Origin of the sequence: Micromonospora sp. ANENR4 (assembly GCF_015354395.1) — a bacterium.
GTDB classification, from domain to species: Bacteria; Actinomycetota; Actinomycetes; order Mycobacteriales; family Micromonosporaceae; genus Micromonospora; species Micromonospora aurantiaca.
The window spans coordinates 355,888-378,836 of sequence record NZ_JADKYQ010000001.1 but is presented as its reverse complement, the minus strand read 5'-3'; the positions used below and the strand labels follow the sequence as shown (position 1 = coordinate 378,836).

The window sequence follows — 22,949 nt, the reverse complement described above, 5'->3', positions numbered from 1 at the left end:
GCCGGGCCGTACCCTCGGCAACCGTGACCGACGACCAGCTCGACGTGGGTGTGGGGCCGTGGCCCGGTGACCCGCCGGACGACCCGCGCTACGACCCGGAGCTGCTCACCGCCGGGGACCGGCGCAACGTGGTGGACCGCTACCGCTACTGGCGGCGCGAGGCCGTGGTGGCCGACCTGGACCGGCGTCGGCACGACTTCCACGTGGCGATCGAGAACTGGCAGCACGACTTCAACATCGGCACCGTGGTCCGCAACGCCAACGCCTTCCTCGCCGCCGAGGTGCACATCGTCGGACGGCGGCGGTGGAACCGGCGGGGCGCGATGGTGACCGACCGCTACCAGCACGTCCGGCACCACGCGACGATCGAGGAGTTCGTCGCGTGGGCGCGCGACGAGCGGTTGCCGGTGGTCGGGATCGACAACCTGCCCGGCTCCCGGCCGATGGAGACCGCGGTGCTGCCGCGTCGCTGCGTGCTCCTGTTCGGCCAGGAGGGGCCGGGACTGTCGGCGGTGGCCCGATCGGCCTGCGACGCGCTGTTCTCCATCGCCCAGTACGGCTCGACCCGGTCCATCAACGCGGGGGTGGCCAGCGGCATCGCCATGCACGCCTGGATCCGGTCGTACGCCGGGCCGCCGCCGGACTGAACCCGCGCGTGGGTCCACCGCCGGACGGAAATCCCACGATCGTCGGCCCGCCCCGCTTGACGCCCCGCGGGTCCGGGGTGACGGTGAGGGTGTGACTGTCGCGGTGAGTTGTCCGAAGTGCGCGGGCCCGGTGCGCGAGCCGGATCTGATGCACGCCGAGCACCGGTGCGTGCGCTGCGGCCCGGTCGCGCCGCTGCACGTACCGGAGCACATCAGCGCCGAGATCATGGCCAGCGTGGTGGAGCGGATGGCCGCCGACCCCGACCCGACCGGCCGGCTCCGGATGCCGCTGTGGTGCCCGTGGCCGCTCCCGCCGGGCTGGACGCTCACCGGGGTGGCGTGGGCGGGCGACGACCGCGCGGGCGTACGGGCCACGCTCGTCGCCTGCGCCGGACCGGCCCCCCTGGACGGTGGGCCGGCCGACCTGATCTTCGTCGCCGAGGAGCCCGGCGTCGGTCTCGGATCCCGCTTCGCGGGACTGCCCGGACCCGACCCCGGCCCACAGGTGGAGGAGGCGCTCACCGATCCCGGCCCTGGTCATCCCGAGCGGCTGCCGCACGCGAAGATCCGGGTGGGCGGCCATCCGACTCCACTGTGGCTCGTCCGCTCCGAAACGGATCGAAGCGCGTACGCCGGCGAGGCTCGGGGAATGTGGCTCCATGCGATAGCCTGGCCGGCGAGTGCGGGTCACCTCCTCGCGGAAGAAGTCGTGCTGCACGACCTCACCGAGTGGACACCGCCCGAACTCGTGTACGGCGCACCGTCTCCGTACCTGCACGGGCGGGCCTGACCGGCTCGCCACGGCGAGTCGGAGAGCGGACGCAGATATTCACGGTAAGACACCATGCTGATACTCTGGGTGCCGCTGCGGTAAACGGACCCGGCGCCGCGCGAGAGGATGGCCCGCTATGGTCAAGAAGGTCCTCACCTGGGCCGGCATCGCATTCTTGATCTTCTTTGTTGCGTACCGGCCCAACTCCGCCGCCGACGTCTTCAAGTCTCTCGGCGGCGGCATCATGGACATCGCGCAGGGCTTCGGCGACTTCTTCACCAACCTCGTCGCCTAGCCACCCATGGGAAGCCCCTCCGGTCCACCCTTCGACCCGGACGACCCCGACCGGGCACGCCGGGAACGCGACACCGAGCCGATCCCCCGGATCGACCCGGACGACCCGGCCGGTTACGGCCCCGGCCCGTACGCGGACGCGGACGACGCCGGCTATGGCAGCGCCTACACCGGCGAGGGGCGGTCCGGCCGGGCCTGGGCACGGGATCCGGACGGCTTCCCGGACCAGCCGATCTCCGAGGAGGAGCTGGCCGGGTTGCGGTCCGACGCCACCGGCATGGCACCTCGCCGGGTGCTGCCGCTGGAGGACGAGCCCAGCTCGCTCGTAGCGCGTTACCTCTTCCCCACCGAGCGCTACCGGGGCGAGTGGAAGCGGCACTGGATCCACCTCACCACTCCGATCATCGTCGGCGTGGTGGCCACGTTCGTGCTCGGCTACCTCTCCGGCTTCCTCGCCGGGCGGGACGTCGGCGCGTTGACCACCGTCGCCGTGCTGCTCTGGTTCGGCGTCATGGGCTGGGTGGCCTGGAAGGTCGCCGACTGGTGGTACGACCGGTTCATCCTGACCAACAAGCGGGTGATGGTGGTCAACGGGATCATCACCCGGCAGGTCGCGATGATGCCGCTCACCCGGGTCACCGACATGAAGTACGAGCAGAGCCCGACCGGCCGCGCCCTCAACTACGGCACGTTCGTGCTGGAGTCCGCCGGTCAGGAACAGGCACTCCGGGTGATCAAGAACCTGCCCAACCCGAACGAGCTCTACCTGCGTGTGGTCGAGGAGATGTACGAGCCGCAGGCGGTCGAGGCGCGGCTCGGCAAGGAGGCCGACGAGGCCAAGGCCGACGACGGAGCCTGAAACTTTTCGTCCGAACATCGGATGAACTGCACACCTTCCGCCATCGACCCGGGCGACCCGGCCGTGGCATCCTGCCAGGCAGGACGGGGGGAGATGAGTGTGGTGGTGAGCAGAGATCCGCTGGAGGAGGAGTTCCGCGAATTCGTCGCGGCCCGGTCCGGCGCACTGCTGCGCACCGCCTACCTGCTCGCCGGTGACTGGGCCACCGCCGAGGATCTGCTCCAGACCGCGCTGACGAAGACCTACCTGGCCTGGAAGCGGCTCGGCGGGATCGAGGCCATCGAGCCGTACGCCCGCCGGGTCATGGTCAACACGTCCACCAGCTGGTGGCGGCGCCGCTGGCACGGCGAGCGTCCCACCGAGGTGCTGCCGGAGCGCGCCGGTGTCGACGAGATCGAGCAGCAACTCGACCGGGACGCGCTCTGGCGGCACCTCCAGGCGCTGCCGGCCCGGCAGCGGGCGGTGCTGGTGCTGCGCTTCTACGAGGACATGTCCGAGGCGCAGACCGCCGCGCTGCTGGAGATCTCCCCGGGCACCGTCAAGAGCCAGACCTCCCGGGCGCTCAACACGCTGCGCCGCCGGCTCGGTTCCCAGGCGGCCCTGGGCCTGCCAGCGCCCGCCGACGCGCCCGCGGCGGCCCCGTCCGCCTCGCCCACGGGCGGCCGGGCCGTCCCGCCGGCCCGGGGCGCCGAGCCGGCCCGTACCCCGGCGCGGCAGCCCGCCGCCCGGGTGCCGCGACCGGGCCCACCCGCGGCTCCGGTCCGCCCCGCCGTCCCGATCCCGGCGAAGAGCCGATGAGCGGCACCCGGCAGCACGGCGACAACCGAACGGGCAGCCCGGAGCGTCCATTCCCCGTGAGCGACGACGAGCTGGAGCGGGCGCTGCGGGAGACCCTGTCCCGCCGCGTCGAGACGTCCCGCCCGCTGCCCGCCGACCCGGCCGGGGAGGTCCTGCGCCGGGCACGGCGCACGGGCCGGCGGCGTACGCTCACCGGCCTCGCCCTGGCCGGGGTCGCCACCGTTGTCGTCACCACCGGGGTGGCCCAGTTCAGCGCGCCCGGCGGCGACGGCGGCACGCCCACAGTGGTGCTCGGCGACCCGCCCGTCCTCTTCCCGTCCCCGCAGACCTCCGAGCCCTCCTCGGTCACCCGCTTCGGGCCGGTCCGCGCCGAACTCGACCTGCTCGTCGGTGACCGGCTGGACACCAGCGGCGGCGAACGGCGGCAGCTGACCGGGGTCAGCGGCGTCGAACGGGCGCAGCGGATCCACGAGCAGGAGGGCTGGCTGCTCACCTCGGCGGCCACCGTCGCCGGCCGTACCCTCTGGTGGGTTCCGGTCGGTGGCACCGCGCCGCAGGTCATGCTCGCCGCCGCGGACGCGGTGGCGGTCTCCCCGGACGGCCGCCAGGTCGCCTGGCGGGACGGCACGGACCTGATCGCCGCCGGTGTGGTCGCCGGCCAGCTCATCGCGCCGGTCCGGATCGCCGCGCCGGAGGGCGCCGTGCCGGTCGGCTTCACCGGCGACGCGGTGCTGATCCAGCAGCCCGGCGACGGCGGGATGAGCGTCTGGAACCGCGCGCTGGGCGGGCAGCCGGGCCCGGTGAACCCGGACGTGCGCACCGTCTACGGCACCCGGCCCGACGGCCGGGTGGTCGGCCTGGTCGCCGCCGGGCGGGACGAGGAACACTGCCTGGCCCTGCTCGACCCGGCCCGCGACCTCGCCCCGGTGCGTACCGGATGCGGTCTGAAGCTTGCCACCGACGGGCTCGGCGCCGTCTCCTTCGACGGCCGGTGGCTGCTCGCCAACGGCACGTCGCGCACCGCCCTCCTGGTCGACCTGCGTGACCCGGCCAGCCCGGTCACCCACCCGGCCGGCCCGCTGCTGGCCGGGGGCGTGTCCTGGACCCGGGCCGGGGTGGCGCTGCACGTGGACGCGACCGGCGGGCTGGTCCGGGTCAAGCCCGAGCGGGTGCTGGCCGGTGACCGGCCCACGGCCTCGAAGGTCGAGGGGCTGGCGCCGGAGGACCGCCCGGTGGTGGTGGCCGACGTGCCCACGGTGCCGGACGGGGCGTAGCGTCGGACGGGTGAGCGTCCCCGCCCGCATCGACCTGCACACCCACTCCACCGCCAGCGACGGCACCCTGACCCCCGCCGAGCTGGTCCGGGCCGCCGCCGACGCCGGGCTCGACGTGGTGGCACTCACCGACCACGACACCACCGCCGGCTGGGCGCCCGCCGTCGCCGCCCTGCCGCCCGGGCTCACCCTGATCCGCGGCGCGGAGATCTCCTGCCGGTGGTTCGGCGCCGAACCGGCGATCCCGCTGCACCTGCTCGCGTACCTGTTCGACCCGGCCGAGCCACACCTGGCCGCGGAACTGGCCCGGGTCCGCCGGGCCCGCGAGGAACGCGGCGAGCGCATCGTCCGGCTGCTCCAGGCCGACGGCATCCCGGTGAGCTGGACGGAGATCCTGACCGGTGCGGGCGGCGGCACCGTCGGCCGCCCGCACATCGCGCAGGCGCTGATCCGGGCCGGTCTGGTCGCCACCACCACCGAGGCGTTCGGGCCGGACTGGCTCGGCGAGCGGTACCGGCTGCCCAAGGACGACATCGAGGTGTTCCAGGCGGTGGCGCTGGTGCGGGCGGCCGGCGGCGTGCCCGTCTTCGCCCACCCGAAGGCCAGCCGGCGCGGCCGGATCGTGCCGGACGAGCTGATCGCGGACCTGGCGGCGGCCGGCCTGGCCGGGCTGGAGGCAGACCACGAGGACCACGACCGGGCCGAGCGGGAGCACGTCCGCGGGCTCGCCGCCGACCTGGGACTGCTGGTCACCGGCTCGTCCGACTTCCACGGCACGCACAAGACCGTGCGGCTCGGCGCGCACACCACAGGGCCCGAGGCGTACGAGCGGATCGTCGCGCTGGCCCGCGGGGTGACCCCTGTCGCTTCGAGCTGAAGCGATCCGACGGCACGGCTACCGTGTCCGCGTGGATCTCAAGCTCTTCGGCGAGGTCTTCGTGACCCTGCTGGTGATCGTCGACCCGCCCGGAATGATGCCCATCTTCCTCGCGCTGACCGGGCCGCTGCCCGCGCGCGACCGGAACCGGGCCGCCTGGCAGGCCGTGGCGCTGGCGCTCGGGGTCATCGTGATCTTCGCGGTGGCGGGGCAGACGATCCTGGCGTACCTGCACGTCGACCTGCCCGCCCTCCAGGCGGCGGGCGGCCTGCTGCTGATCCTGGTCGCGCTGGAGCTGCTGACCGGCAAGGCGGACGACCCGAGCAACCAGGTCACCTCGAACATCGCGCTGGTGCCGCTCGGCACCCCGCTGCTGGCCGGGCCGGGCGCCATCGTGGCCACCATGCTGTTCGTGCAGCAGGCCGGCGGCGCCGTCGACTACCTCGCCATCGGGCTCGCCATCGTCGCGGTGATGGTCACCGTCTGGGTGGTGCTGCGCTTCTCCGGCGGCATCGTCAAGGTGCTGCGCCCCGGCGGCATCGAGGTGCTGACCCGGATCGCCGGTCTGCTGCTGGCCGCCATCGCCGTGCAGCTCATCGCCGACGCGATCGCCGCGTTCGTGACCCAGTACCTCAACAACGCCTGAGCGGGCTCGTCCGGTGTCGTACCCGGATGGCAGGATTCTCCGGGTGCGACGACAGTCAGCAGCCAGTGGCTCCCGGGCTCCCCGACCCCGCGCCGAGCAGTCCGAGCAGCTCGGTTTCGAGGGCATGCCGGAGCGCCTGTTCGTCTGCACACCGAGCAAGCTCGGCGCGTACGCGGACTGTCCCCGCCGCTACCGCTACGCCTACGTCGACCGGCCCGCGCCGCCCAAGGGCCCGCCGTGGGCGCACAACTCGCTCGGCGCGAGCGTCCACACCGCGCTGAAGAACTGGTACGCGCTGGCCCCCGACCGCCGCCGCCCCGAGGTGCTCGGCACCCTGCTCAAGGGCACCTGGGTCCGCGAGGGCTACCGCGACGACGAGCAGGAGCGCGACGCCTTCCGGCGGGCGCTGACCTGGCTGGAGAGCTACGTGGCGGGCCTCGACCCGGCCGACGAGCCGGTCGGCGTGGAACGGGTGGTCGCGGTCAAGACCGCGGTGCTCGCGTTCAACGGCCGCACCGACCGGATCGACTCGCGTCCCGGCCCGGACGGGCGGCCCGAGCTGGTCATCGTCGACTACAAGACCGGCCGCACCGGGCTCGACGCCGACGACGCGCGCGGCTCGCAGGCGCTCGCGCTCTACGCGTACGCGGCCGAGCGGGTGTTCCGCAAGCCGTGCCGCCGGGTCGAGCTGCACCACCTGCCCACCGGCACCGTCGCCGCCCACGAGCACACGCCGGAGTCCCTGCACCGGCAGCTCACCCGCGCCGAGGACACCGCCCGCGACATCATGGCCGCCGAGCGCGCGGTGGCCGACGGCACCGACCCCGACGCGGCGTTCCCGGCCGAGCCGGGCCCGCGGTGCGGCTGGTGCGACTACCGGCGTACGTGCCCGACCGGCGCGCAGACCCCCGGCAAGGACCCCTGGTCGGCGGTCGAGCGGTTCGCCGACGCGGAGTGAGCGTGGGACGCCGTCAGGCCGCGGTCAGGCGGGCGGCGCGTTCCTTGGCGGCCTGCTGCAACGGGCCCTCCCGGTAGCGCCGGGGCACCGCGGCCAGCGCCAGTCGCAGCGCCCGCGCGCTCAGGTCCGCCGACAGAGCGGTGGTGGGCAGGCCCAGCCCGCCGTAGAGCCGCAACGCCCACGGCGGCAGCATCCCCAGCGCGGTGGCGGCGATCCCGAAGTACGCCCAGCGCGGCGGCCCCAGGTTCAGTCCGACCCGCGCCGGCAGGCTGAGCTTCCACGGGATCGGCGGCGCGGTCAGGAACACCGCCGTCTCGGCCGCCTCCCGGGTCATCCGCAACTGCGGGCGTACGTCCCGGTAGTAGTCCGCCACCTCGGCGGCGGTACCCGGCACGTCGTCCGGGTCCAGCCCGACCAGGGCCGCCGACCGGCGCTGCTCGGTGTAGTAGCCGTCCACCTCGTCGTCGGTGAGCGCCAGCCCGGCCCGCCGGGCGGTGCTCACGAACGACTCGACCTCGGTGACGTGCACCCAGCGCAGCAGCTCCGGCTCGTCGATGCGGAACTCCGCACCGGTGAACGGGTCGGTGGCGCGCATCCGGGCGTGCCGCGTTCGCAGTCGTCGCCCGGCCGCCTCCGCCTCGGCGGTGGTGCCGTAGATCGTCGTCCCCACGTAGTTCGCCGTGCGGACCAGCCGGCCCCAGGCGTCGGTGCGGTAGTTGCTGTTCTGTGCGACGCCGGCCATCGCGCGCGGGTGCAGCGCCTGGAGGTAGAGCGAGCGCAGGCCGGCGACGATCAGGATCGGTTCCTCGTGCACCTTCCACGTGACCGATCCCGGACCGAAGAGGCCGAGGTCTTCGGTGTCCACCGATCAAGAGTGCCACGCGCCGTCGCCGGGCGTCCTCGGTGCGGCCGCCAGTCGTGGGTGCGGGCGTCCTCGGTGTGGCTGTCAGTCGTCGGCGGAGCGGCGGGACTGGCAGGCCGGGCAGAGGCCCCAGAAGGTCACTTCCGCCTCGTCCAGCTCGAAGCCGTGTGCCACGTTCGGGTCCAGGCAGGGGGCGCTGCCGACAGCGCAGTCCACGTCGGCGATCTCGCCGCAGCCCCGGCACACCACGTGGTGGTGGTTGTCGCCGACCCGGGCCTCGTATCGCGCGGGACTGCCGGCCGGCTCGATCCGGCGGGACAGGCCGGCCCGGGACAGGGCGCCGAGCACGTCGTAGACGGCCTGGGTGGAGACCGAGTCGATCCGTCGGCGTACCCGCCGGGTGATCTCGTCGACCTCCAGGTGACCGCCGGCGGAGAGCACGTCCAGCACGGCGAGACGCGGCCGGGTGACCCGTAGGCCCCTCGACCGGAGCAGCTCCTCACCTGTGGACATGGATCCATGACAGCACGGGGCAGGCGGGCCGACAAGCGAACGTTGTTCACCCGTGGCCGGGGCCACAGGTGAACCGGCACCGCCACGCGTTCGTGTATCGAGGAAGACGGCCTCACGCCGTACGCTGAGCGCGCCAAACCACCCACTCGCCGGAGGTGTCGGTGTTCAGGGAAATCAACGGTCTGCCGGTCCACGTGCTCGTCATCCACGCGGTGGTGGTGCTGGTGCCGCTGCTGGCACTGCTCGCCGTCGCGTACGGGGTGCTGCCCCGCTGGCGCCCCCGCCTCGACTGGGCGGTCGCGGCGCTCGCCGTGGTCACCCCGATCCTCGCCTTCGTGGCGACCGAGTCCGGTGAGGAGTTGGAGGGGGTCCTGCGCGCGAAGGGCTACCCGCCGGACCGGCTCCAGCAGATCAGCGAGCACGCGTCGTACGGCGACACGCTGTTCTGGTACGCGCTCGGGCTCGGCGTCGCGGCGCTGCTGCTGGTGCTGTCGACGAGCCGCTTCGTCGCGGGCCGGAACCTGCCCCGCTGGCTCCCGGTGGTGCTCACCGTCGTGGTGGCGGTGCTCGCGGTCTTCGCGCTCGTGTACGTCTACCTGACCGGGGACAGCGGCGCCAAGGTGGTCTGGGACGGCGTGGTCTGACCGCTGCGGTCAGAACAGCACCCGCGAGCACAGCAGGCAGGTGAGCAGCACCAGCACCACCGCCACGGCCGCCCCGATGCCGTAGGTGAGCCGCTGCGCGCGCTGCTCCGCCTGGTCCATCGCGGCCATGTCCTGCGGCGGGAGCCGGCGGGGCGGTGACGGCTGTACGTGTACCGGTGGCCGCCAGCCGGGCGGCGGAGGCGTGCTCGGCGGCGGTCCCGCGTACCCCGAGGGCGGCGGGCCACCGGCGGGCGCGCCACCCCCGAACTGCGGGCCGGCGGGCGCGCCGCCCCCGAACTGTGGGCCAACGGCGGCCGGGCCGGCACCGCTCGTGCCCGGCCACGCGCCGCCGGCCACCGTCCAGCCGCCTGCCGCCTCCGGCCGGGCCCACGGGCTCTCGGTGGCCGCCTCGCGCGACCAGGGGCTGGCGTTCCCGGCCGCCTCGGGGTTGTCGGCGGCTGCTCCGGTCGTCTCGACGCCCTCGGCGACGGCCGGCTCTGCCGGAAGGGCGTCCGGCTCTGCTGTGGGGGCGGCCGGCTCCGCCGCGAGGGAGGCCGGCTCGGGCTGCCCGGCGGTCCCGGGCGGAACGTCGGTGCGGTCCGGTTCGGCGGTGCGGTCCGGTTCATGGGCCCCGCCGGTGTCACCCGGCCGAGATCCGGGACCGGCCGGGCGGGCGTCCGCGCTGTCCCGGGGGACCGCCCCGGGGGCGTTCTCCCCGGCGGGTGCCGGTTGGTCCGGGCGTCGCCAGGTCTCGTCGTCGGGGCTGCCACCGCTCGGCGTCGTCACGCCGTCCGACGCTACCAACGCCCCGGGCCGGTCGGCCGCCCGACGCGTCGATCACCGTCACCCCGGCCCGTCGCGCCCGGTGTTTGACGTTCCGACGGCTCCCGGCCCGGTACGGCAGGGCTCGGGACGATCCGACCGGTCCCGGGAATCGAACCGGCGGCCTGTACGGCGGTATCGTTGCTGATCGTGACCGAACCCGCCATCCGGACACCGCGCGACGACGACGACCGCGTGGTCGACCTCAGCGACGACTTCGTGGTGCTGCCCGAGCAGACCAGCGACGACACCGACCGTGGCTGGGGCGAGCGCCCCGGCGGCAACGACGACTGGCTGCTCGCCGAGCGTCCCCCACACTGGGGCTGATCGCGCCGCGGCGGGCTGCTCGCCGGCTCGCGTCAGCCGCGTACCACCACGGCGAAGCGGCTGCCTTCCGGCAGACCGATCGCCCGCCGGGCCTGCTCCGGCGGCAGCGCCAGGTAGAGCGCCGAGGAGCCGTCGACCGCCCCGGTGGCGCCGACCACGTCGAGCACCAGGGCGCGTGGAGCCAGCAGCGTGGGGTCGGGCGTACCGCCGGCCGGCACGACGAGCAGGTCGACCCGGGCACCCGGGCGCAGCACCGCGAGGGCGGCCGGTTCGGCCAGCCGGATCGGTACGCCGACCGCACCGGCCGGCAGCGCGGGGATGCCGCCGGACGGCGACGCCGTCGCCGAGGTGGCCGGCAGGACGCGGGGTGGTGGGCAGGACGGCGGCGTCTGCAGCACCGCGGCGGCCAGCCCCAGCAGCACCGCGACGAGCGTCACCCGCAGCAGTGTCCGGCGCCGGGGCAGCCCGCGCCAGCGGACCGGACGCAACGTCGTCTCGCGATCCGCCACCGCTGCCTCCCGCCGCCGGTCAACCATCCGACCGCAGGCTAGGCCCGGCCTCCCGGCTCCCGCCGCCCCACCGCCCGCCCCTGTGGATAACCCGCCCGCTTGTGGAAAACCGTTCCCCGGGACCAGCGCGGAGGCCCGGTGCGGCCGGGACCGCCAGCTCGGGGAGGTTGCTGCTTCCGGACCGGCGGATGCAGCAACCTCGCCGAGCTGGCGAGCATCCGCCGCGAACGGAACGTGGCCGCCCCCCGGAGCGGGGGCGGCCACGTGTCGCGTGCGAGAGCGGGTCAGGACGAGCTGGACGCCGCCGGTGCCTTGCTCGCCGTCGACCCGGAACCGGACGAAGAAGGCGATCCGGACGAGGAAGACGAGCCGGACGACGAGGACGAGGAGTCCGACGACCCGGACGAGGACGACTCGGACTTGGCCGGCTTGCTCGTGGTCGAGGAGCCGTTGTCGGACCCGGACGAACGGGAGTCCGTGCGGTAGAAGCCGGAGCCCTTGAACACGATGCCCACCGAGTTGAAGAGCTTTCGCAGCCGCCCCTCACACGCCGGGCACTCGGTCAGCGGCTCGTCCGAGAAGGACTGCACCGCCTCGAGCTGGTGGCCGCACGCGGTGCAGGCGTACTGGTACGTGGGCACGTTCTCCTCCGGATCTTCGGCACGGCCTTCTGGCACTCGTGGTCTTCGAGTGCCAATGGTGCGTCATGACCCCCGGGTTCGTCCAGCGGAAGCGCCCGGGCCCACACCCGGGACCGCCACCAGCCCGTCCGCCGGAGTGATCACACAGTGCACCGGACGGTCGTGCGGCAGGGCGGGCACCGCCTCCACCAGCTCGCCGTCGTGCAGCAGCGCCACCGTCGGCACCGTGGCGGGCACCCGGGCCAGCGCGCGGTCGTACGAGCCGCCGCCCCGGCCCAGCCGGATGCCCCGGCGGTCCACCGCCACCGCCGGCACCACGACCAGGGCGGCTCCGGCCACCGCGGTCCGCCCCCGGGGCGGTGCGGTCGGCTCGCGCAGGCCCCGGCCGGCGGCGCGCAACAACTCCGGGCCGGTGTACCGGGCCCAGTCCAGATCCAGGTCCTCGCGCAGCACCGGCAGCAGCAGCTCGGCGTCGGGCGGCAGCGCGGCGAGCAGCACGTCCGGCAGGTCGTGCCCGCCGGGCTCGGAGGCGACCGGCACGTACGCGCTCATCCTGGCCGGCCGCAGCCGGCGTACCAACGTCACCAGCTCGGCCTGGACGGCGGCCGCCGCCACCGCGCGTTCGGCCGCGGACAGCGACCGGCGCGCGGCGAGTAGCGCGATGCGCATCTCCCGCTTCGCATCGTGCGCTTCATCCGAAAATTCCGGCACGCAACACTCCTGACGCAACGCTTGCCTAATGGTCGCTCTGTGTCAGCATCGCACCAAGGGAGCGGAACTTCCGGGGGGAAGATTGACGCTACGCGGGCGGTTGACGGCGGCTTTCCTCGCGGTGGTCCTCGGCCCCGTCCTGCTCGGCGCGTTCTTCGTCGGGGCCACGCTCAGCGCCGTCGACCGCAGCCGTGCCACCGAACGGCTGGGCCTGGCCGCGGCCGGTGTCCGTACCTCGATCGACGCGCTCTGCCAGCAACTCCGCGCGGCCGCCGACGCGGTCGCGCTGGTCGGCGACCCGGTCGTCCGGTCGCGTGCGGCCGACCAGGTGGTCGCCCGGGGCCTGGCCGCCGCCGTGCTGATCGCCGACGCCGCCGGCCGCACCACCTACACCACGCCGAACGGGCCGGCCGGGCGCTGGCAGGACTGCGCCGGCGCGCCCGCCACCGGCGTCGCGGCGCTCTCCGCCCAGGTCCGGCTCCGCGACCCGGTCGGCACCGACCTGGGCGCGGTCGCCGCCGCCCAGCCCGTCGACCGGGCGTTCGTGGCGCGGCTCGCCGCCGTGACCGGCGTCGGGGTCACCCTCGACGACCCCGGCGGCATCACCCACACGACCGAGGACCAGGGGGTACGCGCAGCGGTGCTGGCCGCCGCCGGCAAGGCGGACGGGAACCGGGTGACAGGCACCGGCGACGGCCGGTACGTGCGGCGGGTCGGCCCGTCTCCCGGTCAGCCGCTCCCACTGGTGCTGTCGGTGCCGGGGGAGCGTGCGCCCGGCCTGTACGGGGCGCTGATCGCCGCCGTCGCGCTCGCCGCCCTGCTCGCCGTGCTGGCGGCCTGGCGGCTGGCCCGGGTGACCACCCGGCCGCTGGGTGAGCTGGCCGGCGCGGTGGACCGGGTGGCGCGCGGCGACCTGAGCGCCCGGGTGCCGGTGCGCAGCCGCGACGAGATCGGGCGGCTCGCAAGCGCGTTCAACCGGATGACCCGGGAGACCGGCACCTACGTGACGGCGCTGACCAGCAGCCGTGACCAGCTCCGCAACCACCTCGCGGTGCTCGGTGACACGCTTGCCAGCACGCACGACCTGCAACGCATCCTGCGGGTGATCCTGGACAGCGCGATCGCCGCCACCGGCGCCCGGGCCGGCGCGGTGCTGCTCGTCGACGGCGACGGCGTCCTCGTTGGCCGGTGCGTGGAAGGGCTGACCGGGCGCTGGCCGACGAGCGACCCGGCCGACCCGGCGACGCTGCGGGTCGCGGTCGGCGCCGGGGTGCTGGGAGCGGTGGCCGCCACCGGCGAACCGCTGCGCGGACGGTGGGCGCCGCCGGACACGCCGACCGGGGAGCCGACCTGCGAGACGTACGTGGCGGTGCCGTTCGCCACCCCCGGCGGCACCGAGTCGCGCGGCCCGGACCGGCCCGGCCACCCGCCCGCCGACGGCGACCCGTCCGGCTCGGCCTGCGCGGCGCTCGGCGTACTCGTGCTCTACGACCGGCTCGGCGGGCACGGGTTCCACGACGACGACGTGGTGACGCTGCGGACGTTCGCCGGGCACGCGGCGGTCGCGGTGGAGAACGTCCGGGTGCACGAGGAGGCGCAGCGGCTCTCCCTCACCGACCCGCTGACCGGGCTGTGGAACTACCGCTACCTGCGTGAGTCGATCCGCCGTGAGGTGGAGCGGGCGAACCGGTTCGGCCGGATGCTCAGCGTCCTCGCGCTCGACCTGGACCGGTTCAAGAACGTCAACGACACCTGGGGCCACGCCGCCGGGGACGCCGTGCTGGTCGAGTTCGCCCGCCGGGTACGCGGCGTGATCCGCGAGGTGGACCTGGCGTTCCGGCAGGGCGGCGAGGAGTTCGTGGTGCTGCTGCCGGAGACCGACGCCCGGGGCGCCACGATCGTCGCCGAGCGGCTCGGCGCGGTGGTACGCGACCAGCCGGTGACCGTCGAGGGGAGCGGCGACGAGCCGGTGCGGGTGCCGGTGACCGTCTCCATCGGCATCGCCGTCTACCCGGACCACGCCGCCGGCGGCCAGCAGGTGCTCGACGCCGCCGACGACGCGTTGTACGCGGCGAAGGCCGCCGGACGCGACGGCTACCGGCTCGCCCCGGCGCCCGATCCGGTGCCCACCCAGGAGATCCCGGTGGTGGCCGCCGGTGCCGGCCCGCCGGACGGGCTGCCCCGGGCCGGCGCGGCGGATCCGGCGGGCACCGTCCAGGGCGGCGCGTCTTCCGGTCCTCACCCGCCGCGGCAGAGCCGTGGCCGATAGTCTCGCGACATGTCGGAGCACTCAGCGAACCCCTCAGCGACCCCCGGTCGCTCCCGCGCGGTCAAGGCCGTGATCCCGGCCGCCGGCCTGGCCACCCGGTTCCTGCCGGCCACCAAGGCGGTTCCCAAGGAACTGCTGCCGGTCGTGGACCGGCCGGTGTTGCAGTACATCGTCGAGGAGGCCGCCCAGGCCGGTATCGACGACATCCTGCTGATCACCGGTCGCGGCAAGACCTCGATGGTGGACCACTTCGACCGCCGGCCCGACCTGGAGGAACGGCTCGCCAAGAAGCCCGAGCTGCTGGCCGAGGTCAAGCGCACCGAGGAACTCGCCGCGATCTACACGGTCCGCCAGCCGGAACAGCTCGGCCTCGGCCACGCCGTCGGGTACGCCGAGTCGCACGTCGGCGACGCGCCCTTCGCGGTGCTGCTCGGCGACGAGTTCGTCAAGCCCTCCGAGCCGCTGCTGCCGGCCATGCTGGAACTCCAGGCCCGCACCGGCGGCGTGGTGCTCGCGTTCTTCGAGGTCGACCCGGCCGAGACCAGCCGCTACGGCATCGCGTCGGTCGAGCCGGCCGAGTCGGAATACGCCGACATCGCCGAGGTCGTCAAGGTCACCGGCATGGTGGAGAAGCCCAACCCGGCCGACGCCCCCAGCAACCTCGCCGTCCTCGGCCGGTACGTGCTCCCCGGGAAGATCTTCGACGCGATCCGGCGTACCCAGCCGGGCAGCGGCGGCGAGATCCAGCTGACCGACGCGATGGAGCTGCTGCGTACCGAGGGGGTGCCGGTGCACGCCATCGTCTACCGGGGCACCCGTTACGACACCGGCATGCCGCTCGGCTACCTCCAGACCGTCGTGCAGATCGCCGCCGAGCGGGACGACCTGGGCGCCGAGTTCCGCAAGTGGCTGACCGAGTTCGTCAACAACGGTGACGAGACAGTCACCGCAGCCGTCCTCAACGGCATCCGCGACGCGTCCGGCGGTGCCGATACATGACCGCGACGGCCGACGCCGAGGCGGCCGCGAACGAGTTGACGCCGCTCGCCGACTACCTGGGCAGTGTGCTGCGCAGGTTACGCGCGCTGCCTCCACTCGACCTCGACCTGACCCAGGCGTACGGCAACGTGCTCGCCGAGGACGTGGTCGCCCCGCACTCGTACCCCGCCTTCGACCAGGCGGCGGTGGACGGGTACGCCGCGCGCTGGGAGGACATCTCCGGTGGGAGTCGGGGGCCGGGCTACGTCCCGGCCCCCTCCGGTATGCCCGGCGGCCGCAGCATCCGCCTCAACGTGGTGGGTGACCTGGGCGCGGCGAGCTGGCGGCCGGTCCGGCTCACCCCCGGCTCCTGCTTCTCGGTGGCGGCGGGCGCGCCGCTGCCGATCGGCGCGGACGTGGTCGTCCCGGTGGAGTGGACCGACCAGGGCATGGCCGCCGTCGAGATCTTCCGCGCCCCCAAACGGGGGTACGGCCTGCGCCGCGCCGGGGAGGAACTGGCCGCCGGCACGCTGCTCGCCCGCGCCGGCGCGTACGTCTCACCGGCCCTGGTAGCGGTGTTCGCCGCCACCGGCATCGGGCACGTGGTGGTGCGGCCCAGCCCGCGCGTGGTGATCGTGGCGACCGGCGACGAACTGGTGGACGTGGGCCGGGGCAGCCAGCCCGGGCAGGTGGTGGACACCAACTCGCACGCGCTGACCGCGGCGGCGGCCGAGGCGGGCGCGCTCGCGTACCGGGTGGGGATCTGCGACGACGACCCGGAGGCGCTGCGCGGCCTGCTGGAGGACCAGACGCTGCGCGCCGATCTGATCATCACGACGGGCGGCACCGGCACCGGCCCCGGCGACATGGTCCGCCGCATCCTGTCCCGCCGCGACGGCGGCCGGGCCGGGCCGGTCACCTTCACAGAGGTGGCCCTCTATCCCGGAACGGCCCTCGGGTTCGGTACGGTCGGCGCCGAGGAGGTGCCGGTGGTGTGTCTTCCCGGTGAGCCCGGCGCGGCGCTGATCGGCTTCGAGGTGCTGGCCCGCCCGGCCATCCAGCTGCTGGCCGGCGCCGAGCCGGTGTTCCGGCCGAGCGTCCGCGCACACCTGCTGGAGACGGTCTCGTCCCCGGTGGGGCTGCGCGAGTTCCGGCCCGCGCACGTGGCCGAGCGGCGCGGCGGCGGGTACACGGTCCAGCCGCTCGCCGGTGGCCCGTACACGCTCTCCGGCCTGTCCGACGCGAACGGCCTGCTGGTGCTCGGCGAGCGGGTCACCACCGCCGCTGCCGGGTCTACCGTGGATGTTCTCCTGCTGGACCGGCGCCGGTGAGCGCGAGGAGTGAGCTTGCGAGCCCCGCAGTCGCGAGCGAAGGGCCGGCTCGGTGAGGTTCCGGCGGGCGCCGGGGTGGCCGGCGGTGCTGGTGGACGGTCCGGTGGTGCTGCGGCCGTACCGGCGTTCGGACGCCACCGCCTGGTCGGAGATCCGGCGGGCGAACCGGGAGTGGCTGGCGCCGTGGGAGTCCCATGTGCCCGGCGGCTGGTACGAGACGAACTCGCCCGCAGCGTTCCGCCTGGTGCACGCCGACCAGCGCAAGTCCGCGCGTACCGGTGAGGGCATGCCGTTCGCCGTCTGCCTGCGCGAGGACGGGCAGGAGCGGCTGGTCGGCCACGTGAACGTGGGCAGCATCGTGCGGCGGGCGTTCTGCTCCGGGTACGTGGGCTACTGGGTGGACTTCCGGGTGGCCGGTCGTGGCGTGATCCCGACCGCTGTGGCGCTCGCCGTGGACCACGCGTTCGGGCCGGGCGGGCTGCACCGGATCGAGGTGAACATCCGGCCGGAGAACACGCCGTCGCGGCGGGTGGTGGAGAAACTCGGCTTCCGCGAGGAGGCCTATCACGTGCGCTACATGCACATCGACGGCGCGTGGCGAGACCACATCGGATATGCGATGACGGGCGAGGAAGTAGTAGCCGAGGGCGGCTTGCTGGCGCGGTGGCACCGCGTACGTGACAACCGCCGCTGAGGCACACGCCCGGCGCGGCGCACTGTGAACCGGGTCGGCGGCCCGTAACCTCAAGTAACTGCAAGCTGTGGCAAGCGCTGCCCGCCCGCACGAAGTGCGCCGTAAACGACGGTCGACGGAAGAAGTTGCGGCGGTGCGGCGCTCGCCTCGAACTTTGGTGACGGGAGGGGTGAGGGTGCCCACGTCGGTGCTCCTCGCCGTCCTCGCCGCCGCCGGTCTGCTCGCCCTCGCTCCGGCGCTGGTCCGCCGGTACGACGCCACCGAGCGGCTGGTGGCGGAGCGGGCGCAGTCGACGGCCCGGGTGCTCCAGCGCCGGCGTCGACGGCGCACCGTGCCCGGGCGACGACCGCTGCACCCGCCGCGCTCCCTCGTCGTGACCCTCAGTGAAGACTCCGACACGGGTGGTCTTGCCCGTCCGGTCTCCGCGCCACCGCTGCGCCGGCGCTCCGGGCGGCTCCGGCCCGTCTCCGCGGTGCCGGCCCAGTCCCGCCGACGGCACCCGCCCCGCCGACGGCACACCCCGGCGATCTACCGCCGGCGCCGGGTGCTGGCCGCGCTGCTGCTGCTCAACCTGGTCGAGCTGGGCGGCGTGGTGCTCGTCGGACCCGGGTTCTGGATCAGCGTCTCGGTCACCGGCACGCTGCTCGTCGCGTACGTCGTACACCTGCGGCAGCGTGCCCTGGCCGAGCGCCGACGGCGGCGTGCGGACGCCCGCGAGGCGGCCTGGCTGGCCGCCCGCCAGGCCGAGGTACGCCGCGAGCAGGCCCGGCGCGCGGCGGCCCGGCGGGAGGCGCAGCGCCGGCTGGCCGCCCAGCGCGAGGCGGTCCGGCGTACGGCGATGGGGCTGGACCGTCCCGCGGACCTGCCACCGGCGGCGAGCGGCGGCTCGGTGTCCTATCGGCGGGCGGGCGGCCTGCGCGGACGCCCCTACCAGTCCGGCCGAGGTGCCTGACCGCCGTGCCGGCGCTTCGCTGGTGGCGATCTTGGAAGGTTTGGGCCCTTCCGAGGGCCTTTTCCTTCCAAGATCTACGGGGCGGCGGGGCGGTTCGCGTCGTGGGGGCGCGACCTGTTAGCCTTGTCGTCGGCCCGCCCGGTGAAAGCCGGGTGGGACCGACGCTGGTTCGCCGGCGGAGGGGCTGTGGCGCAGACCGGTAGCGCACCTCGTTCGCATCGAGGGGGTCAGGGGTTCAAATCCCCTCAGCTCCACCCAGTTCAAAGGCCGTTTCCCGTGGTGGAAGCGGCCTTTTCGATCTCGTACGGCCCGGCCCGCCGGAACCACGTCGTACTGCCAGCTTGGCACTTCGGCGTACACCTCGGGAGCACAGATGCCCAACGTGGCCCTCATCGCCGGACCGCTCGTCGACCTGGCCTCCGCTGCGTCGGCTCTGGCAGACGCCCTCGGCCTGCAGGTCGTCAGCGCAGGCAATGTCTTCCGCCGGCACGTGCAGCAGAAGACTCCGTTGGGCGAAGAGGCGAACGGTCATATGCGGGCCGGACAGCTCGTCACCGATGAGCTGATGGTCAGAGCCGTCGCCGGCGCGCTAGCGGACGTCGACGGTGGCTGGGTGCTGTACGGCTTCCCTCGCAAGATCCGTCAGGCCGAGTTGCTGGCGCGGGGCGGCCATGTACCCGACACAGTGATCGAACTCGTCCTGACCGACGACCAACTCCACCTCGCGATCCAGCGCCGGGTGGAACGACGGATGGAACTCGATCCCCAGGTCGCTGTGCGACGCCGGCAACTCCTGCGCACGTACGCGAACGCGCAGGAGAACCACCAAGCACAGATCGAGCCGTTGCGCGCCTACTACCGGGCGCGTGGCCTGCTGCGGACCGTCAGCGGCTTCGGCGATTTCGAAGACGTAGCAGCCAGAATGATCCCCATCGCCTCCCAAGGCCAATGCGGCCCGTGAGATCGAGCAGGTAGGCCAGGCGACGTCCGCACGTTGTCAGGGCAACCCTGGACGGGCCGCACGCGCCACCACCTGGGCACGCGCGGCCGTTGCTCCGCCGGCGTTACGGACCCGGCCGCCCGACACGCCCGCCGTCAGTCGAACAGGCCGTCGAGCGCCTTCTGCTCAAGGTCGCGCCAGCGCTCGGCGTCCTTCAGCGCCTTGGCGATCTCCTTCTCGTCGAGATGGTGGGCGCCCTCCTCGCGGATGCACGCGACGCTGAACGGGCCGCCGACCGACGGCGAGGTCCGCTCCAGGGCCTCCAGCACCCGTACCACGCCCACCACGCCGTACTCGACGGTGCGCGTGGTCATCCGGAAGTGGGACAGCAGCGCGCCGGCCTGCTGGGCCATGGGCGCGCCGGAGCCGATGGCGTGGAAACCCACGTCCTCGTAGCGGCCGATGAGCCCGTTGGGGTTGATCTCTACGATCCACGGTCCGCCCTGGCTGAAGCCGGCCGCGAGCAGGTACGCCGACACCCCGCCGCCGCTGCCCTCGCCGGGTACGTCCGGGATGTAGTTCTCGTAGTGCTTCTTGAAGACGGGCAGGACGCGTTCCTGCAACTCGTCGCCGATGTCGGGTGCCTCGAGGATGGCGGTGGCCGAGTCCTGGAGAAGGGGGCGCAGGTCGTTGAGCACTCCCCGTGCGCCGCTGCCGCCCCAGGCGGCGCAGTCGCCCAGCGGGTGCAGCTTCTGGGCGGGGAAGCTCAGACCGCGGTCGCTCTCGGTGATCTGGGAGTCGGCGCCGATCACCACCCCGTCTTTGCAGACAACGGCGAGTACGACGGTCATATGGTCCTCCTGGGCAGGGGTGCGGGGTTGGGCGCGAGGTACCCGACGCCCCGCCTGCCTACACCCCGTCAGGTGTCGGCCCGCTCACTGCCCCGGACGGGAGGCCCTCTCAGCCCGCAGGTGGGGACTCGCGGACGGCAGCTGCTCTCCCAGGTATTGGGGCAGTGCCGCACACGTAGGTCGCCGACTCCAGGAACTCAGGAGTCAGCCGGACCCCGGTGAGGTGCTCAGCGAGGGCGAACGCCGCCTCGGTGTGGACCGTGTAGTCGGCGTCGTCGTCCTCGCTGAGGTCGAAACCGACCTGCCGCATCACCTCCACCAGGCCGTCGGGGTCGCTGCCGTCCCGGTGGGCAGGAAACAACGGCTCGAAATGCAGCCGGAGGACTCCGTCGTCGAGCCAGAAGAAGTGATCGACCGCGTTGACGTTGCGGAAGTGGGACACCAGCCGAGTGCCTCGGGAGAGCGGGACGATCACCTCGTCGAGGGTGCCGAGGTAGCCGTTGGGTTCGACGGCGAGTGCCCAGTCACCGACAGCGGTCACGCCGACGAACGCCCGTTCACCGTCGTGGTCCTCCCACGCGTCGTACGCGGGATCCAGCAGCTCGGCAGCACCTCGCACCCGGGACTCCTGCCGCGCGCCGAGTCTGTCCAGCAGCTTGCCCGGCGTCAGTCCTTCGACCAGCGTCAAACAGTAGGCCTCCAGGAGGCCCGGGAAGCGGTCAGTCAACCAGGCGTAGTCCGACGCGGTAGCGCTCACGTCCGGATCTTCGCAGGCGCCACCGACACTCCTGGTGACCGCCATCAGAGCAGGTCCGACCTGAGCCCGAGGCGCGCTTCAGTGCCCTCTCGAGCTTTCGGCGCTGCCACCGGGTGCGTTACCGTGACGGCTCGTGGAACGTCCTGGACCTCGATGCCCGGCCGCTGTCCGATGCTGTCGGCGATGCGGCGTAGTAACGCCGGCACGCTGTCCTGGCCCGGGCCCACTGGGTTGGCCTGCGAGAAGTGCTTGATGGTCCACGACCGCAGTTCGGACGGCATGGCGGCAGTCTGCCAGTGCTTCCGTCTCAGGTGACGGTGGCCGCGGTGAGGAAGAACGTGACCGCGTACGTGAACCGGCCTGCCTCGACGGCCTCGTCGAACCCGTCTTCGAACGCGCGAGCTTCGGCGGGTTCGAGTACGCCGCGCTGAGCCGCTGTGGCAGCCCAGCTGCGCAGGCCCAGAACGTTGTCGGCGGCGGCCGGGTCGCGAACCAGCAGTGTGCGGGGCTCGACGGTGATGTCGGCCAGACCGAGCGTGGCGAGAATGCCGGCGTGCTGGTGGGCCAGGGTGCCGTTGCGGAGGAGGACGTCGGCCCGGAACCGCAGCACACGTCGCGCCAGATCCTGGTCGGTGATGTCGAGCACCTGCGTGTCGTAGTCGGGGTCCGCGAGGACGATGCGGCCACCCGGCCGGACGACCCTGACGAGTTCCCCGATCGCGGCGTGGGGATCGGCGAGGTGTTGCACCGTGCGGTCGGACCAGGCGCCGTCGAAGGAGTCGTCGAGAAACGGCAGCCGGTGGGCGTCGGCGACGGCGCATTGCGTCAAGCCGCGCGCCTGCATGGCGGCAGTCATGGTCACGGCGCGGTCCACCGTCACCACGCCGGCGTCGTGTTCGTCTCGGAGGCGGACCGCACTCGCCCCGGTGCCCGCACCGACCTCGACGTAGCGCCGGGTGGGCGCCGGATGGAGCAGCTCGCGGACCCGATGCTGATACGCCTGGTAGAAGGGCTCGTCGGCGAGGCGGTCGAGCACGCCGACCCACGAGTCCGGGTCTGACTGCCGGTCGACGTCGGTGAATCCGTGCACGATCCGGAGCCTATTGCGCCGCCGTCGGCTGTCGCGGCAACGGCGTGGGGTGCATCGTGAGGTGGATCAGCCCGTGCTCCTGGTGCACCGTGCCGCCCGGGCTCGGCGCTATCCGGCCTCGGTGAACAGGTCGGCGTAGCGGTTCAGGTACAGCGGCCAGCCCTCGTCGTGGCCGACGCCGTCACGAACCGACTCCCAGCCCGGACCGTGCCGGTCCAGGTTGCGGTGCTCCAACTCGACCCGGGTGCGCTGCGGTGTCTCGGCGACGAACCGGACCTCGACCTCGCTGGCATTCTCCAGATCCTGTTCGAGCTGCCATGCCGGGCTGATGTCCCAGCTGAAGACGAGCCGGTCCGGCGGTTCGAAGACGAGGATCCGCGCCCAGGCGCACTCACTGCCGTCCTCGGCGCGGTCGTAGATGTGTCCACCGACCTTCGCCTCGAACACCGTCTCCGCGATCGGCGACGACAGCAGGTTGTGCTCCTTCGGCTTGAAGTCGCCGAACCGCTCCGTGAACACCGCGAAGGCGCGCTCCACCGGCGCGTCGACCACGATCTGCCGCCGCACCACCGCATCCGTTCCACTCATGATTCCTCCTCGTCAGGGCGCTCGGCGACGTCCTTGAAGCCGTCCAACGCGCGGCTCCAGTAGGTGTCGAGCTGATCTCGTAGGGCGGCCACGCCGGCGGGATTGAGCCGGTAGACACGCTTCGTGCCCGCCGTGCGGTCCGTCACGAGGCCGGCGTCCTTCAGCACCCGCAGATGCTGCGACACCGCCGGCCGGCTGACCGGCAGCACCGCGGCCAGTTCGCCGACCGCCCGCGGCTGCTCCGCCAGACACGCGATGATCGCCCGCCGCGTCGGGTCGCCCAGGGCGTCCCACCCGTCCTCGGTTCGGTAAGTCCCCACGAACGGTAAGCTACGACTTACCATT

Annotated in this window: 29 protein-coding genes, 1 tRNA gene and 1 pseudogene; 19 read left to right on the top strand and 12 right to left on the bottom strand. The window is 73.5% G+C overall.

Going from position 1 to position 22,949, the window contains the following annotated elements; translation table 11 throughout:
* The first annotated feature begins 23 nt into the window (after window positions 1-23).
* From IRY44_RS01800 to IRY44_RS01760, 9 genes are all read left to right on the top strand, one after another.
* On the top strand, window positions 24-647 hold the full coding sequence (locus IRY44_RS01800; protein ID WP_194798715.1) for an RNA methyltransferase: 624 nt from the start codon (window positions 24-26) through the stop codon (window positions 645-647).
* Window positions 648-738: 91 nt separating this feature from the next.
* A complete protein-coding gene (locus tag IRY44_RS01795; RefSeq protein ID WP_355512507.1) occupies window positions 739-1,437 on the top strand; it encodes a DUF6758 family protein in 699 nt (232 codons plus the stop codon).
* A gap of 118 nt (window positions 1,438-1,555) precedes the next feature.
* Window positions 1,556-1,714, top strand: coding sequence for a hypothetical protein (locus tag IRY44_RS01790; protein ID WP_013283898.1), 159 nt, complete (start codon window positions 1,556-1,558; stop codon window positions 1,712-1,714).
* A 6-nt stretch (window positions 1,715-1,720) separates the two neighbouring features.
* Window positions 1,721-2,572: a PH domain-containing protein gene (locus IRY44_RS01785; protein WP_194798714.1), complete on the top strand. Its 852-nt coding sequence runs from the start codon at window positions 1,721-1,723 to the stop codon at window positions 2,570-2,572.
* Between the two features lie 105 nt (window positions 2,573-2,677).
* Complete coding sequence (locus IRY44_RS01780; protein ID WP_269696081.1) at window positions 2,678-3,370, top strand: SigE family RNA polymerase sigma factor; 693 nt, start codon at window positions 2,678-2,680, stop codon at window positions 3,368-3,370.
* A 56-nt stretch (window positions 3,371-3,426) separates the two neighbouring features.
* Window positions 3,427-4,644 (top strand): hypothetical protein, encoded by a 1,218-nt coding sequence (locus IRY44_RS01775; protein WP_269696082.1) that lies wholly within the window; start codon window positions 3,427-3,429, stop codon window positions 4,642-4,644.
* 10 nt (window positions 4,645-4,654) lie between these two features.
* Complete coding sequence (locus tag IRY44_RS01770) at window positions 4,655-5,521, top strand: PHP domain-containing protein (RefSeq protein ID WP_194798711.1); 867 nt, start codon at window positions 4,655-4,657, stop codon at window positions 5,519-5,521.
* Window positions 5,522-5,552: 31 nt separating this feature from the next.
* Window positions 5,553-6,167 (top strand): MarC family protein, encoded by a 615-nt coding sequence (locus IRY44_RS01765; RefSeq protein WP_013283903.1) that lies wholly within the window; start codon window positions 5,553-5,555, stop codon window positions 6,165-6,167.
* A 124-nt stretch (window positions 6,168-6,291) separates the two neighbouring features.
* Window positions 6,292-7,125: a PD-(D/E)XK nuclease family protein gene (locus tag IRY44_RS01760; RefSeq protein ID WP_228531357.1), complete on the top strand. Its 834-nt coding sequence runs from the start codon at window positions 6,292-6,294 to the stop codon at window positions 7,123-7,125.
* A gap of 13 nt (window positions 7,126-7,138) precedes the next feature.
* Here the strand turns inward: IRY44_RS01760 and IRY44_RS01755 are convergent, their stop codons facing one another.
* Window positions 7,139-7,990 (bottom strand): oxygenase MpaB family protein, encoded by an 852-nt coding sequence (locus IRY44_RS01755; protein WP_194798709.1) that lies wholly within the window; start codon window positions 7,988-7,990, stop codon window positions 7,139-7,141.
* 81 nt (window positions 7,991-8,071) lie between these two features.
* Window positions 8,072-8,500 (bottom strand): Fur family transcriptional regulator, encoded by a 429-nt coding sequence (locus IRY44_RS01750; protein WP_194798708.1) that lies wholly within the window; start codon window positions 8,498-8,500, stop codon window positions 8,072-8,074.
* A 161-nt stretch (window positions 8,501-8,661) separates the two neighbouring features.
* On the opposite strand from IRY44_RS01750, the gene IRY44_RS01745 reads away from it, so the two are divergent.
* Complete coding sequence (locus IRY44_RS01745) at window positions 8,662-9,144, top strand: DUF2231 domain-containing protein (protein WP_194798707.1); 483 nt, start codon at window positions 8,662-8,664, stop codon at window positions 9,142-9,144.
* Between the two features lie 9 nt (window positions 9,145-9,153).
* Here IRY44_RS01745 and IRY44_RS01740 read toward each other — a convergent pair whose 3' ends face one another.
* The gene (locus tag IRY44_RS01740) at window positions 9,154-9,930 is read right to left on the bottom strand and encodes a hypothetical protein (protein ID WP_194798706.1); all 777 of its coding nucleotides are present in this window, start codon (window positions 9,928-9,930) and stop codon (window positions 9,154-9,156) included.
* A 186-nt stretch (window positions 9,931-10,116) separates the two neighbouring features.
* Between IRY44_RS01740 and IRY44_RS01735 the strand changes: the two genes are divergently transcribed.
* Window positions 10,117-10,293, top strand: coding sequence for a hypothetical protein (locus tag IRY44_RS01735; RefSeq protein ID WP_194798979.1), 177 nt, complete (start codon window positions 10,117-10,119; stop codon window positions 10,291-10,293).
* 32 nt (window positions 10,294-10,325) lie between these two features.
* Here IRY44_RS01735 and IRY44_RS01730 read toward each other — a convergent pair whose 3' ends face one another.
* Entirely contained in the window at window positions 10,326-10,829 is a 504-nt protein-coding gene (locus tag IRY44_RS01730; RefSeq protein ID WP_228531247.1) for a flagellar biosynthesis protein FlgA, read from the bottom strand.
* Between the two features lie 237 nt (window positions 10,830-11,066).
* Here IRY44_RS01730 and IRY44_RS30565 point away from each other — a divergent pair, with 237 nt between their 5' ends.
* Complete coding sequence (locus IRY44_RS30565; protein WP_228531435.1) at window positions 11,067-11,288, top strand: hypothetical protein; 222 nt, start codon at window positions 11,067-11,069, stop codon at window positions 11,286-11,288.
* 14 nt (window positions 11,289-11,302) lie between these two features.
* Here IRY44_RS30565 and IRY44_RS30560 read toward each other — a convergent pair.
* Window positions 11,303-11,443 (bottom strand): annotated as a pseudogene (locus tag IRY44_RS30560) (FmdB family zinc ribbon protein); the annotation flags it as partial.
* A gap of 63 nt (window positions 11,444-11,506) precedes the next feature.
* On the bottom strand, window positions 11,507-12,154 hold the full coding sequence (locus IRY44_RS01720) for a 5-formyltetrahydrofolate cyclo-ligase (protein ID WP_370584815.1): 648 nt from the start codon (window positions 12,152-12,154) through the stop codon (window positions 11,507-11,509).
* 82 nt (window positions 12,155-12,236) lie between these two features.
* Here IRY44_RS01720 and IRY44_RS01715 point away from each other — a divergent pair, with 82 nt between their 5' ends.
* The 7 genes from IRY44_RS01715 (at window position 12,237) to IRY44_RS01685 (ending at window position 19,339) form a co-directional block, all read left to right on the top strand.
* Window positions 12,237-14,423: a diguanylate cyclase gene (locus IRY44_RS01715; RefSeq protein ID WP_194798704.1), complete on the top strand. Its 2,187-nt coding sequence runs from the start codon at window positions 12,237-12,239 to the stop codon at window positions 14,421-14,423.
* A 9-nt stretch (window positions 14,424-14,432) separates the two neighbouring features.
* Complete coding sequence (locus IRY44_RS01710) at window positions 14,433-15,422, top strand: UTP--glucose-1-phosphate uridylyltransferase (protein WP_194798703.1); 990 nt, start codon at window positions 14,433-14,435, stop codon at window positions 15,420-15,422.
* Window positions 15,419-16,732, top strand: a complete 1,314-nt coding sequence (gene glp, locus IRY44_RS01705) for a gephyrin-like molybdotransferase Glp (protein ID WP_194798702.1) — start codon at window positions 15,419-15,421, stop codon at window positions 16,730-16,732. The genes IRY44_RS01710 and glp overlap by 4 nt, the downstream gene beginning before the upstream one ends.
* Window positions 16,733-16,784: 52 nt before the next feature.
* Window positions 16,785-17,426 carry a GNAT family N-acetyltransferase gene (locus tag IRY44_RS01700; protein WP_194798701.1) on the top strand — a complete coding sequence of 214 codons (642 nt, stop codon included), beginning with the start codon at window positions 16,785-16,787 and terminating at the stop codon, window positions 17,424-17,426.
* A 169-nt stretch (window positions 17,427-17,595) separates the two neighbouring features.
* A complete protein-coding gene (locus tag IRY44_RS01695; RefSeq protein WP_194798700.1) occupies window positions 17,596-18,378 on the top strand; it encodes a hypothetical protein in 783 nt (260 codons plus the stop codon).
* A gap of 180 nt (window positions 18,379-18,558) precedes the next feature.
* A tRNA-Ala gene (locus IRY44_RS01690) sits at window positions 18,559-18,632 on the top strand.
* A gap of 119 nt (window positions 18,633-18,751) precedes the next feature.
* Window positions 18,752-19,339, top strand: coding sequence for a nucleoside monophosphate kinase (locus IRY44_RS01685; protein ID WP_194798699.1), 588 nt, complete (start codon window positions 18,752-18,754; stop codon window positions 19,337-19,339).
* A 134-nt stretch (window positions 19,340-19,473) separates the two neighbouring features.
* Here IRY44_RS01685 and IRY44_RS01680 read toward each other — a convergent pair whose 3' ends face one another.
* From IRY44_RS01680 to IRY44_RS01655, 6 genes are all read right to left on the bottom strand, one after another.
* Window positions 19,474-20,169 (bottom strand): proteasome protein, encoded by a 696-nt coding sequence (locus IRY44_RS01680; RefSeq protein ID WP_194798698.1) that lies wholly within the window; start codon window positions 20,167-20,169, stop codon window positions 19,474-19,476.
* A gap of 109 nt (window positions 20,170-20,278) precedes the next feature.
* Entirely contained in the window at window positions 20,279-20,971 is a 693-nt protein-coding gene (locus tag IRY44_RS01675; protein ID WP_194798697.1) for a DUF6461 domain-containing protein, read from the bottom strand.
* Window positions 20,971-21,207: a hypothetical protein gene (locus IRY44_RS01670; RefSeq protein ID WP_194798978.1), complete on the bottom strand. Its 237-nt coding sequence runs from the start codon at window positions 21,205-21,207 to the stop codon at window positions 20,971-20,973. The genes IRY44_RS01675 and IRY44_RS01670 overlap by 1 nt, the downstream gene beginning before the upstream one ends.
* Window positions 21,208-21,233: 26 nt before the next feature.
* A complete protein-coding gene (locus IRY44_RS01665) occupies window positions 21,234-22,016 on the bottom strand; it encodes a methyltransferase domain-containing protein (RefSeq protein WP_194798696.1) in 783 nt (260 codons plus the stop codon).
* Between the two features lie 108 nt (window positions 22,017-22,124).
* Window positions 22,125-22,604, bottom strand: coding sequence for an SRPBCC family protein (locus tag IRY44_RS01660; protein WP_194798695.1), 480 nt, complete (start codon window positions 22,602-22,604; stop codon window positions 22,125-22,127).
* Window positions 22,601-22,948, bottom strand: coding sequence for a helix-turn-helix transcriptional regulator (locus IRY44_RS01655; RefSeq protein WP_013473924.1), 348 nt, complete (start codon window positions 22,946-22,948; stop codon window positions 22,601-22,603). The genes IRY44_RS01660 and IRY44_RS01655 overlap by 4 nt, the downstream gene beginning before the upstream one ends.
* Window position 22,949: the final 1 nt, after the last annotated feature.

What these genes read in the sequence shown, in the direction of transcription:
- IRY44_RS01790 (WP_013283898.1), top strand. Translation starts at nt 1,556, where the DNA reads ATGGTCAAGAAGGTCCTCACCTGGGCCGGCATCGCATTCTTGATCTTC.
- IRY44_RS01785 (WP_194798714.1), top strand. Translation starts at nt 1,721, where the DNA reads ATGGGAAGCCCCTCCGGTCCACCCTTCGACCCGGACGACCCCGACCGG.
- IRY44_RS01760 (WP_228531357.1), top strand. Translation starts at nt 6,292, where the DNA reads ATGCCGGAGCGCCTGTTCGTCTGCACACCGAGCAAGCTCGGCGCGTAC.
- IRY44_RS01750 (WP_194798708.1), bottom strand. Translation starts at nt 8,500, where the DNA reads ATGTCCACAGGTGAGGAGCTGCTCCGGTCGAGGGGCCTACGGGTCACC.
- IRY44_RS01730 (WP_228531247.1), bottom strand. Translation starts at nt 10,829, where the DNA reads ATGGTTGACCGGCGGCGGGAGGCAGCGGTGGCGGATCGCGAGACGACG.
- IRY44_RS01710 (WP_194798703.1), top strand. Translation starts at nt 14,433, where the DNA reads ATGTCGGAGCACTCAGCGAACCCCTCAGCGACCCCCGGTCGCTCCCGC.
- glp (WP_194798702.1), top strand. Translation starts at nt 15,419, where the DNA reads ATGACCGCGACGGCCGACGCCGAGGCGGCCGCGAACGAGTTGACGCCG.
- IRY44_RS01685 (WP_194798699.1), top strand. Translation starts at nt 18,752, where the DNA reads ATGCCCAACGTGGCCCTCATCGCCGGACCGCTCGTCGACCTGGCCTCC.
- IRY44_RS01680 (WP_194798698.1), bottom strand. Translation starts at nt 20,169, where the DNA reads ATGACCGTCGTACTCGCCGTTGTCTGCAAAGACGGGGTGGTGATCGGC.
- IRY44_RS01675 (WP_194798697.1), bottom strand. Translation starts at nt 20,971, where the DNA reads ATGGCGGTCACCAGGAGTGTCGGTGGCGCCTGCGAAGATCCGGACGTG.
- IRY44_RS01670 (WP_194798978.1), bottom strand. Translation starts at nt 21,207, where the DNA reads ATGCCGTCCGAACTGCGGTCGTGGACCATCAAGCACTTCTCGCAGGCC.
- IRY44_RS01660 (WP_194798695.1), bottom strand. Translation starts at nt 22,604, where the DNA reads ATGAGTGGAACGGATGCGGTGGTGCGGCGGCAGATCGTGGTCGACGCG.
- IRY44_RS01655 (WP_013473924.1), bottom strand. Translation starts at nt 22,948, where the DNA reads ATGGTAAGTCGTAGCTTACCGTTCGTGGGGACTTACCGAACCGAGGAC.